We start from the raw sequence: 4,849 nt of genomic DNA, 5'->3' as shown, positions 1-4,849 counted from the left end.
CCGGCGTACGGCAGGCCCCGGTCCGGACGTCGATGCGGACGTCGACCCGGACGCCGGTCCGGGCGTCGATCCGGGCGTCGTTCAGGCGGCGGCAGGTTGCCGTGTCGTCAGTTCCCGGGCCAGACGGGCCTTGACCACGGAGACGTCCTCGCAGTCGCCGCCGGTGCGCTCGGCGATGTGCGTGCGGTAGAGCCCCGCCAGGTCCTCCTCGCTCACGGCGATCCCCAGCTCGTCGAGGATGTGCCGCAGCACGGCCCGGCCCGAGTGCCGTCCGATCAGCAGGGAGCGCTCGCGGCCGAAGCGGGCCGGCTCCACGTACTCGTACGTCGCCGGGTTGCGCAGCATGCCCTGCTGGTGGATGCCGGCCGCCGTGCCGAAGGCGTAGGTGCCGAAGATCGCCTTGTTGCGGGGTTCCTCCAGCCCGATCGCCGCACGCAGCGCGGTGTAGGCCTCGTACATCCGCGCCACGTCGATGTCGGTGTGCAGACCGAGCAGAGCGCCCTTGTAGGTGAGCAGCGCGGCCACCTCCTCGAGCGGGGTGTTGCCCGCGCGTTCGCCGACGCCGCCGAGCGTGACCTGCACCTCGTCGGCGCCGGCTGCCAGGCCCGCGACCGCGTTGGCGAGGGAGAGCCCGAAGTCGTCGTGGCAGTGGGTGGCGACGCGGACGCCGTCCGGGAGCCAGGAGCGGAATTCCGTGATCAGCGCCCCGTACTCCTGGGGGAGGTGGCATCCGGAGGTGTCGGCGACGGCGAAGCACACGGCCCCCGCCTCGACGGCGCCCAGGGTGATGGCGCGCAGCAGGTCGAGTTCGCCGCGGCTGGCGTCCTCGATGCCGACGGAGACCTCCTCGACGCCGAGGTCATACGCGTGGGCGACGGTGTCGGCGACCTCGTGGACGGCCTGGTCACGGCTGATGCCCCGTTTGTGAGCGAGGTGCAGGTCGCTGCCGGTGGCCATGACCTGCACCTGGTGGCGCTCGACGCCGCCCGCCTCGACGGCCGTGTCCACGTCCGACCGTACGGCCCGGCAGAACGTGGTGAAGCGCGCGGAGGTCAGGTTCCGGGATATGAGGCGAGTGGCCTGGAACTCGCTGGGCGAGGAGGCCGGAAACCCCGATTCGATGTAATCCGCGCCGAGTGCTTCTATGCGCAGCGCGATATCGAGTTTCTGACGTGGGGTCATCGCGTTTCCGGGTGCCTGCTCACCGTCCCGGAGGGTGGTGTCGAAAATGGAGACCCGGCGTGATTCCTTTTCCACTGACATCGTGTCCTCTTCCTCGCTCTTTCTCGGCCGATGCTGCTCGCGCAGCTCAACACCGTTGAGGCTAGGCGGAGTCGGCGGCACAGCGGGCCGGTGGCACTGGCCCCTGGAGGCCATGACCCGTATGCGTCGGACGGCCGCCGCGGAAATTCGGGGCGGTCGCGGGTGGCCGGTTAGGGCCACGTCACTTCTGGGTCAGCTCCACTGCTTGCCGTGGGGTGGAGGTGGAGTGCGAGAGTTTCGACGAAGGCGCCGTGAGGCGTCCGGATTTCCCGAATGAAAGGCCATCCCGTGCGTGTTTCCCTGAACGAGCCGACTTCGTTTGCGATCTGCACGCTCGACGACGACGACCTGATCTGGGGGTGAGGGCGGCCCGCGGACAAGGGCTGCCTACCCCCACAGCGCAGGGGAGGGCGGGAGCAGCATCCCGCCCTCCCCTTGCAGTGTCGGGGCGCCGGCTCCGGATGCGTCCAGCCACCGCGGGAGGGTGACGTGGTCGGCGCCCGGCGCCGCGTGCAGCACGGGCGCGCAGGACAGCGAGGTCGCCGGGGGCGAGTCGAGCAGCACGGCGAGGCCCCGCTGACCGGCCTGTTCCATGATGTTCAGGGCCGCCGTGAGGCCGCCCACGGCGTCGAGGGAGAGGTTGACGCCGTCGTAGCGCTCCCCGACGCGCCCCAGGTCGGTGCTCTGCTCGTGGGTCAGGGAGGCGATGATCGGAAAGGGGCGGGGCAGCGCGGCGAGAGCGGCGGACCGGGCCTGCGGCAAGGGCTGTTGGAGCATGCGCACGCCGTGGGTGTGGAGGATCGGCAGCATCACATGGAGCCGGTCGGCGTCCCAGGTCCCGCGGGCGTCGACCATCAGCCAGGCCTCGGGCCGCAGTCGGCGTACGGCGGCGAGCCGGGCGAGGTCGTCGGCGAGACCGCCCCCGCCGAGCTCCAGCTTGAGGGAGGCGAAGTCCCCACTGTCCCTGAGCTCCCGCTCCAGCAGCTCGGTCGCCACCGGCGGGACCGTGCGCAGGGCAGGCACCGGTCGTGGCGGCGACATGCCCAGCAGCTCCCAAGCGCGCTGTCCGCTGCGCTTGGCCAGCAGGTCCCACAGGGCGGAGTCGAGAGCGCTGCGCAGGGGGCCCGGCGCGAGCAGGCCGGGCAGTTGGAGGGGGCTGATCATCCGTTCCAGACCGTCCCTTGCGGAGGCGAACTGGTCGCGCAGGACGTTGCGTGCGTGCGCGTCCTGGGAAGGCCGCAGGGCCGCCTCGCCCTGTCCGACGCTGCCCGCGTTGTGCACGGTCACCCGCAGTACGGCCCATCCGCTCGCGCCCGGCGCCGCGCCCGCGGCGGACAGCGTGGCGGGCACGACGGCGCACCGGACCTGCATCGGGGTGCCCGTGAGGGACCTGAGGAGTGCGGGGTCGAACACGGGGGCTCCTGACTCGCGGACGTCCAGCCGGAACCCCATCGTGTGAGCCGTGCAACGGGACCGCCAGAGCGCGGGCCCGGCACCCTGCGGCGTGGCCGCTAGCGGACAGGGCGGCGCGAGCAGGGCGCGGCGCCGCACGGCGGGCACGGTGCGGCACAGAAGTGAACGGCGCGGTTCGGATTCGCGCCGCACGGAGGTCACGGGTCCTGGTCGAGAAGTCCCGTCCGCGCGGCCCTGACGCCTGCCTGGAAGCGGCTCTCCACGCCGAGTTGAGCCATCAGGTCGGCCATCACGCGACGCAACGTCCTGACGGACACGCCGATCTCACGAGCGATGGATTCGTCCTTGCGTCCGGTGGACATCAGTCGCAGCACGCACAACTGCTGCGAGGTGAGCCCGGGTTCCTCGCCGGCGGTGTCGTCCAGGGGCACGGAGGAGGCCCAGCACATCTCGAAGACCTTGACCAGCAGTGCGGTGACGGCCTCGCCGCGCAGCACCGTCATGGCGCTGGTCGCGTTGGTGTGGAGGGCGGGCACCAGGGCCTGCACCCGGTCGACCAGGATGAAACGGAACGGCACGATGTTGGCGATCCGGACCTGGGCGCCGGCGGCGTGCAACTCCTGCAGATGGTTCATCGAGTGGACGATGCGGGTCATCGGCCGCAGGTGGATGACCCGCATGATCACACCGCGCTCCAGGACCTGCACGTCGCGGCGCAGTCCCTCGGCGAGCACCTCCGACGGCCGGACGGGCCCGGGGTGCATGCTGAGGATCTCCGAGGTCGCGATGTCGGCGGTGTCCGCGAGCACGCGCGCGATCCGGTCGGGGCCGGTGATCACTTCGTCGCCGAGCGTGCCGCTGCGGGCGACGTGCAGCGGCAGGAAGACCTCGCGCATCGCGTCGATCCGCTCGCGGGTGCGACGGATCCGGTCGGCCAGGCGGACGGTGGCCTCCTCCTCGGCGGTGAGCAGCCGCAGCAGCGCGGCCTCGGGGGCGGTGGCCCTGGCGGTCGGTTCGCCGTCGGGCGACTCGACGAGCAGGCCCAGGTCGATCAGTTGACCGCGGGCGTGCTCGATCTCGTCGACGGTGGTGTCGAGCCGCTCGCAGGCGCTGCGGACGGTCCAGTCGCTGCGTGCCGAGGCGTACTGGAAGAGTCTCAGGGCCTGCGGCCCGATGCTCGGTGCGCTCATGTCCGTCTGCTGCCTTCCTACAAGGAACGTGGTGGGGTCGGTGGGGTCGGGGATGGCGACGGCGGGTCTTCGTGTCCGCCACTGGTCAATAAAAAACCCTCCCGAAGGTATGTTTCTTTCCCTGGCCGATCCCGGCCCCCTCCCGGCCGGTCCGAGGCCGGCCGGGAGGGGATGAGTCGGCTCACTCGCGGCAGCGCACTCCGCACCACCGCCGAGCAGCCCACCGCACACGGGGGCGGCAGGTCGCTCTCGCGGTCCGGGCCGACCTCGCGGACGAACAGGCGCGTCTCGAGGTCGCGTCCATGTCGAGGACGGCGACGCGGCGGGTCATCGCGCCCCCTCCCCCGCACGCGCGGCGAGCAGCGCGTCGGCGTAACCGGAGGCGGCCGCACCGAAGTCGAGGGCGCCGTGGGTGCGCGCCGCGGTGATGTCGCGCCAGTGGCGCTGGAGAGCGTCGTCCTCCTCCAGCGCGCGCAGCCCCGCCGTGCGGAACAGCTCGTCGACGGCCGTGCCGCAGAGTTCCACCGCCACCGTGACGTCACGCCGGTTCTCGGCGACGAGAACCGGGGTCACGGGCGCGTGGTCGGCGCGCCGCGCGACCCGTTCGAGGAGCAGTCGCGCCGCCTGGACGTGCGCCGACGCCCTGGCGAGCACCAGAGGCCGCACGGCGGATCCGCCGCCGGGGCGCGCTCGCCGCACCTGCGTCTCCCACCAGGTGCGCAATGCCCCCTCGGCGGCGCCGAGCACCGGCGCGGCGAAGATGAGGGAGGCCACCAGGGAGAACGGCACGGCGTGACAGCGGGCGGCGTGCGGCTGGACGCGCCCCAGGTCCTCCAGCGTGAACGCGAGGTGGTCCGGGACCAGGACGTCGCCCTCCACCGTGTTGCTGCCGGTGCCGCGCAGACCCACGGGGCGCCAGGTGTGGAGCACCTTCATCGCGCGGCGCCGCACGGCGAAGACCCGGTGTTCCCGGGTCTCGCCGG

At 72.2% G+C, this 4,849-nt stretch carries 4 protein-coding genes; all 4 read right to left on the bottom strand.

Annotation, left to right across the window (positions count from 1 at the left end; genetic code table 11):
* Nucleotides 1–81: 81 nt before the first annotated feature.
* Nucleotides 82–1,263 carry a LeuA family protein gene (locus tag ABT300_RS41475; RefSeq protein WP_351687624.1) on the bottom strand — a complete coding sequence of 394 codons (1,182 nt, stop codon included), beginning with the start codon at nucleotides 1,261–1,263 and terminating at the stop codon, nucleotides 82–84.
* Nucleotides 1,264–1,650: 387 nt separating this feature from the next.
* Nucleotides 1,651–2,676 (bottom strand): enolase C-terminal domain-like protein, encoded by a 1,026-nt coding sequence (locus ABT300_RS41470; RefSeq protein WP_351687621.1) that lies wholly within the window; start codon nucleotides 2,674–2,676, stop codon nucleotides 1,651–1,653.
* Nucleotides 2,677–2,873: 197 nt separating this feature from the next.
* Complete coding sequence (locus ABT300_RS41465; RefSeq protein WP_351687618.1) at nucleotides 2,874–3,866, bottom strand: helix-turn-helix transcriptional regulator; 993 nt, start codon at nucleotides 3,864–3,866, stop codon at nucleotides 2,874–2,876.
* A gap of 327 nt (nucleotides 3,867–4,193) precedes the next feature.
* Nucleotides 4,194–4,849, bottom strand: a 656-nt coding sequence (locus tag ABT300_RS41460; RefSeq protein WP_351687615.1) for an acyl-CoA dehydrogenase family protein, incomplete at its 5' end; no start/stop codon positions are given.

Source organism: Streptomyces sp. NPDC001027 (assembly GCF_040299045.1).
GTDB lineage: Bacteria > Actinomycetota > Actinomycetes > Streptomycetales > Streptomycetaceae > Streptomyces.
This window is presented reverse-complemented; position numbering and strand designations above follow the sequence as displayed.

What these genes read in the sequence shown, in the direction of transcription:
- ABT300_RS41465 (WP_351687618.1), bottom strand. Translation starts at nt 3,866, where the DNA reads ATGAGCGCACCGAGCATCGGGCCGCAGGCCCTGAGACTCTTCCAGTAC.
- ABT300_RS41475 (WP_351687624.1), bottom strand. Translation starts at nt 1,263, where the DNA reads ATGTCAGTGGAAAAGGAATCACGCCGGGTCTCCATTTTCGACACCACC.